The sequence below is a fragment of the Mycobacterium sp. genome, from assembly GCF_049280035.1.
GTDB lineage: Bacteria > Actinomycetota > Actinomycetes > Mycobacteriales > Mycobacteriaceae > Mycobacterium.
In genome coordinates this window covers 1-5,189 of sequence record NZ_JBAPPI010000183.1, presented here as the reverse complement: position 1 = coordinate 5,189, position 5,189 = coordinate 1, and the positions used below count along the sequence as shown (strand labels likewise).

The window sequence follows — 5,189 nt, the reverse complement described above, 5'->3', positions numbered from 1 at the left end:
CGGTAGTAGTGCGCGCGCTGGTCTCGGGCGAGTGGAAAGTATTGAAGGTGTGTTGGGATCGCCCTGATCGTCGCGTGAACTGCCTTGAGGTGCAGGCGATAACGCAATTCGTCCAGTCGAGTCCAGTCCAGGCACAGCCGTTCGCGGATCACTGGCGGTAGCGCGCCGGTGGTGACCCACAGGATCAATTTCACCAGCGGTGTTTGCACGAACGGTTTCAGAATCAGTGGTCCAACAACCGTATTGGCGCGATCAGACAGGCGCTTGCTGGTCGGCGGCGGCATCGTCCGGTACATGTGAAAGCCCTCCCGAACCGGGCGGCTGTCCTCCAGCACGTTGTTGATCATGTGCTCCCAGTACTGCTGGAATGCGTCCCAGTCGGGTGGGACCGGCCTCATGCTGACGCCATAGAGGCGATACCAGTCAATCGATTCCAAGTAGAGGGCTTCTTTGTCGGGCGTTGACAGCGGATAGCCCGTGAGCTCGTGCCCGGTCACGATGTCTTCGACGAACGTTGCGTGCGCCCAGAAGAAGGTCTCCGGGTTGAGCGCGCTGTATCGGCGACCGTATTTGTCGACGCCGTTGATCGAGCCGTGGAAACCTCGCACCAACTTTCCCCACTCGTGCGATGTGGGGCCCCCGTAGACGACGGACATGATCGGTCCGATCGACCGTTCACCGCGGGCGCGTGGATCCTCGAAGAACACCGAATGATGCTCGACGCCGGCGGCCAGCCCGGGATGCATGTTCTGCAGCATCGCTTCGCGAAGGCCATTGGACAGGCGAAAAATCGGCTGGCGACCGAAGTGCTCCCACACCAACCCCTCGGGATCCAACGGGGCGGGGAGAACTTCAGTCATCCTTAAGCTCCTAAGATCCAAAACTGATCCGATGCAGTATCAGATATGGCCTACGCTAATATCTGATACGGACGGGTGTCAACAGTGAGGACTCATGGCGGTTGCGGCGAGCTCATCGGTCGCGGCCGTGCCGCGTCCATACCGTGGCGTTAGCGCCACCGACCGGCGTCACCAGCGCCGCCAGCGACTGATCGATGCCGGCCTGCAGCTGTTCGGAACGCGGGGAATCGCGGCCGTCGGAATCGTTGACGTCTGCGCCGAAGCTGGACTCACAAAACGGTACTTCTACGAGAATTTCGCATCGATCGACGCGCTCGCCGAAGCGGTGTTCGAACACGTGACGGGCAATCTCGTGGCAGTGGTTGCCCCGGCGATCGAGGTCGGAGCCGGTCGTGACCCCCGCCCCGCGCTCGAGGTCTACACACGCGCCCTCCTGAGTGATCCCAGGGTGGTGCGGTTGCACGCGGTTGAATCCCAGACCGGTCCGCTCAAGAAATACCGCGACGGATTCCCGACGCGCGCAGTCGAACTCTGGTTCGCCTTCGCCGCCGCCGACGATGTACCCCCGCCGCAGGAACTGCGCCTCAAAGCCTACGGATTCATCGGAGCTGCACAACAAATCGGCATGGCATGGCTGGACGGACATCTCCCGCTGACCATTGACGAGGTCATCGACGAACTTGTCGACATGTTTTATCGAATTTCCGGTATCGCCCCGCGCCCACCGCACGACGACGAACCCGACTAGTTCCACCGTCCGGAAGCGCTGCCGACGGGTGCGTTGATAAGGGGCACCAACGACCTCGACGCCTCGCGCGAGGTAGGACAGTATCTGATTCGATAAGGGCCGTCCGACACGCTGGGCGGCGGCGAGGATCTCGGCGATGTGAAGTGAGTGATGTAGCGCTTCGGTACACCTCCGGTGAGAACGACTGCGCCGACACTGGTGTCGGCGTCTACGGCTGCGGTCAGGATGTCGAGGTCTTTTTGCATCCGCGCCGTCATGAAGTTATGTGGGGAGTCGCAGAACCGGACAAGAAGCACGCGATCGTCCTGCTCGACAGTAAGAGTGTCCAGTTCAAGGTCGCGTGCAAGCGTTGCCAACATCAGTCGCTGATCCTCATGCGTACTTGACGACGGTGCGCTGCGCGCCGAGGTCGATCGCCCCGTCATCGGTCGCGACGGTGGCCTCGACGACGTCGCCGTGGCACAGATATTTCGGGTTTTTGGCTTGCCTTGAGAAGAAGGTCTTCCACTTCAGCTGGTCCGGCAGCAGCGACCCGATGATTTGGATTGGCTTGGGGGGTGCGCTGATCGCCGTGCCGACCGGGGTTCCGGTCAATACCAGGTCGCCGGCATCGAGACGTTGAAAACGCGACAGCGCCTGCAGGGCCTGCACGGGCCGGTAGATGATGTCGCCGTCGACAAGCATGTTCTGGCGGATCTGACCGTTCACCCGTAGCTGCAGCCGCAAGTCACCGAAGCGTTTGAGCTCGTCGCCGTCCAGCAGCACCAGCGCGGGCCCGACCGGAGTGAACGTCGGATACGACTTCGCTTCGTAGAACTGCGTTTTGGTCAACTGCACGTCACGCGCCGAGACGTCATTGGCCACCACCAGCCCGCAGACGTAGTTGGCGAGGTTGGCCTCGGTGATCGTGGTGCCGACGGGCACATCGCGGCCGATGACCAGACCGATCTCGACCTCGTAGTCCAGCAGCCGGACATGCTCGGGTTTGATGATGGCGTCGAATGGGCCGCTGATGGAGCCGGATGCCTTGCGGAAGAAGGCCAGCGGGTCGGTTGCCGGGTTCCGTCCGGCGTCTTTGGCATGGGAGGCGTAGTTGGCCAGTTGTGCCACCACCCGGCACGACACGGTGATCGGGGACAGCAATTGCAGACTGTCCTTCGGCACGGTGTCGCTGCTGTGGGCGGCGGCTTCGATGGCGGCTCGGTCGGCCAGCAGCTGGCGTGTGGTGGTGGCGGTGGTGGCGACTCGAGCGGCCCCGGTCGGGGTCTGCACAAACCAGGCGTCGGCGGTGCGCAGGATCGAAACGGTCATCGGGGGTCCTTGGATCGTCGGGTGGGGTCAGGAATTGGTCACGGTGAGCAAGCCGCGCAGGCTGGCCAGGTCGAATTCGTTGTCGGCGCGCAGCGCGCTGATCACCGAGCGAAGCTCGCGCAGGGATTCGCGGCCGGGCGCGATGCCGAGGAAGTCTTTGGTGATCCGGGGTCCCCATTGGTAGAGCCCGGAGGTGGTGAACGGAGCCCACCCCGGCTCGAGGGTGGCGTCGAACATGTCACCGTCGCTGAAGTGCTCGACCAAAAAACCGTCGGGATCGCGCCAGTAGTCGAAGATCTGGCTTCCCAGGATGTGCCGGCCGATTCCCCACGAGCGGTGATAGCCGAGCTCGGCGAGGTAGCGGCCGCCGGCGGCCATCGCGTCGATGTCGCTGACCTGGTAGGCCGAATGGACGTAACGGTTGGACGGGCCCAAAGCCATCGCCAAGGTGTGGTGATCGGCCGGAGTCTGGCCGCGATCGCAGCGAATGAAGCTCATGACCGGTCCACGGTCGCGCCGCCCCGGGTAGTACATGAAATCGCTGACGATCATGCCGAGGTGATCGAGGTACCATTCGAGCGCCTCCCGGTACTTGGTGGTCTGCATCACCACATGCCCGAGCCGCTGCACCCGCGTCGGCTCGCGTGGCGCGCGTTGCGTGGTGTTGATCCGCCGCAGTTCGTGCCCAAAGTTGTACTGCTGCGGCGGCTGCGCTGGCAGGGCCTCCAGCCGGTGAGTCCCGTGCACCACACGCACCGTCACACCGCTGGGATCGACCAGGTCGACCGCCACACCGCCGAGTGACTCGGGCAGCGCGCGGATTTTGGTGCCGGTCGCCTCGGCCAGCCGCAGCACATCGGACTGATCCTGGACGGTGTATGCGGCTGCGACGAATCTCGACCGGGGACCTCGCTGGATCAGCACGCAGGGCGAGCCGGAATCGGTGCCGCGCAGATACAGCTCGTCGGCCGTGCGAGCTACGGTGCTAAAGCCGAACGCCCGCGAAAATGCCTCAGCGCGAACCAGATCCGGCTTCTCGAACTCCAACCAGCCAATATCGTGAACCTTGATAATGGGTTCACGGGATCGCCCCGGGTGCTCTCCTCGGCGAGCGCCCTGATCACCGTGCAGATCGGTGTGCGCGCCGACAACACGGTCGGCCATCACTTCGCCGCCGTGTCGGGAGCGTCCCAGGGCATCGACGCCGAAACCCGGTGGGTCAGCTCTTGCTGGTCGTTGCTGTGCAAGTGTCGCGGCGGCGTCACGAACGTCGCATACGGTCGACAGCGCACCAGCACCCGGCCTTCCTGCTCTGCGACCGCTTTGACCGCGGGGCGTAACTCGGCTGGTAGTGGCTGACCCGACATGCGTTCAGCCACCGCCATCATCACGTCGATCAGGGTTTCCTCGTCGTCGTCGATCACCGCATCGCAATAGACCTGCAGGTAGGCGAACGGCCAGGTCTCATCCAGTACGCAGAGGCTGACTTTGCCGTTGCGGGCCACGGCTTTGGCCTTGGCCCGATCGGCCATGGTCGCCACCAGCAGGTCGTCGTTGTCGTCGGGGACGTAGTAGACGATCGACATCGCCGGACCGTCGGATCGGCGGCCGTAGCCGAATACACAAGTCCGGTGGGTCTGAACAAACAGCCGCCGCTCAGAGCGCAGCATGTCGCGATCCGTCGGCGCTTGAAACGGATCCTTCGACAGCGGCAACAGACGAGTGGTCTCAGGAGTAGTGCTCATACATCTAGCCTTCCAGCTTTATTATCGAGTGATAATAACGGTACACTTGCGGCGATGAAAAGCAAGACCGCGTCTGTCGCGCCGCAGTTCAGAGAAATCAGTTTGCCGCGCTCGTTCCGACGGCGAGTCCGCTCAGGATCGCCCTCAGTCGCGGTTGTTGCGGCGGATGATGGCACGGAGCCGGTCCAGTCGCGCAGCCACATCGCGCTCGGCGCCGTGGCTAGTGGGCCGGTAGTAATCCACGCCGACCAGTTCGTCCGGTGGGTACTGTTGCGGCACCACACCGCTTTCATCATCGTGTGCGTACCGGTAGCCCTGCGCATTGCCCAGCGCCGCCGCGCCGGAATAGTGGCCGTCGCGCAGATGCGGCGGCACCAGACCGGCCTTGCCCGCTTTGATGTCGGCCATCGCCGCACCCAGCGCGGTGGTCACCGCGTTCGACTTGGGCGCGGTGGCCAGGTGCACCGTGGCGTGCGCCAGGGTCAACTGGGCTTCGGGCATGCCGATCAGTTGCACGGTCTGCGC

At 63.6% G+C, this 5,189-nt stretch carries 6 protein-coding genes and 1 pseudogene; 2 read left to right on the top strand and 5 right to left on the bottom strand.

What is annotated here, in order from left to right; all coding sequences use genetic code 11:
• Positions 1–860 (bottom strand): oxygenase MpaB family protein (locus WAN71_RS06015; RefSeq protein WP_422224460.1); only part of this gene is annotated, 860 nt, incomplete at its 3' end.
• A gap of 94 nt (positions 861–954) precedes the next feature.
• Between WAN71_RS06015 and WAN71_RS06010 the strand changes: the two genes are divergently transcribed.
• Positions 955–1,608 carry a TetR/AcrR family transcriptional regulator gene (locus WAN71_RS06010; protein ID WP_422224459.1) on the top strand — a complete coding sequence of 218 codons (654 nt, stop codon included), beginning with the start codon at positions 955–957 and terminating at the stop codon, positions 1,606–1,608.
• Positions 1,609–1,751: 143 nt separating this feature from the next.
• Positions 1,752–1,994 (top strand): hypothetical protein, encoded by a 243-nt coding sequence (locus WAN71_RS06005; protein WP_422224458.1) that lies wholly within the window; start codon positions 1,752–1,754, stop codon positions 1,992–1,994.
• Here the strand turns inward: WAN71_RS06005 and WAN71_RS06000 are convergent.
• The 4 genes and pseudogenes from WAN71_RS06000 to WAN71_RS05985 all read right to left on the bottom strand — a co-directional run.
• A complete protein-coding gene (locus WAN71_RS06000; protein WP_422224457.1) occupies positions 1,981–2,919 on the bottom strand; it encodes a fumarylacetoacetate hydrolase family protein in 939 nt (312 codons plus the stop codon). The two genes, WAN71_RS06005 and WAN71_RS06000, sit on opposite strands and share 14 nt — an antisense overlap.
• Before the next feature lie 27 nt (positions 2,920–2,946).
• The gene (locus tag WAN71_RS05995) at positions 2,947–4,083 is read right to left on the bottom strand and encodes a VOC family protein (RefSeq protein ID WP_422224456.1); all 1,137 of its coding nucleotides are present in this window, start codon (positions 4,081–4,083) and stop codon (positions 2,947–2,949) included.
• Complete coding sequence (locus tag WAN71_RS05990; protein ID WP_422224455.1) at positions 4,083–4,664, bottom strand: pyridoxamine 5'-phosphate oxidase family protein; 582 nt, start codon at positions 4,662–4,664, stop codon at positions 4,083–4,085. The genes WAN71_RS05995 and WAN71_RS05990 overlap by 1 nt, the downstream gene beginning before the upstream one ends.
• Positions 4,665–4,808: 144 nt before the next feature.
• Positions 4,809–5,189, bottom strand: a pseudogene (locus WAN71_RS05985) (replication-associated recombination protein A); the annotation flags it as partial.

Excerpts from the sequence above, each read along its gene's own strand:
- WAN71_RS06010 (WP_422224459.1), top strand. The coding sequence starts at position 955 with ATGGCGGTTGCGGCGAGCTCATCGGTCGCGGCCGTGCCGCGTCCATAC.
- WAN71_RS06000 (WP_422224457.1), bottom strand. The coding sequence starts at position 2,919 with ATGACCGTTTCGATCCTGCGCACCGCCGACGCCTGGTTTGTGCAGACC.
- WAN71_RS05995 (WP_422224456.1), bottom strand. The coding sequence starts at position 4,083 with ATGGCCGACCGTGTTGTCGGCGCGCACACCGATCTGCACGGTGATCAG.
- WAN71_RS05990 (WP_422224455.1), bottom strand. The coding sequence starts at position 4,664 with ATGAGCACTACTCCTGAGACCACTCGTCTGTTGCCGCTGTCGAAGGAT.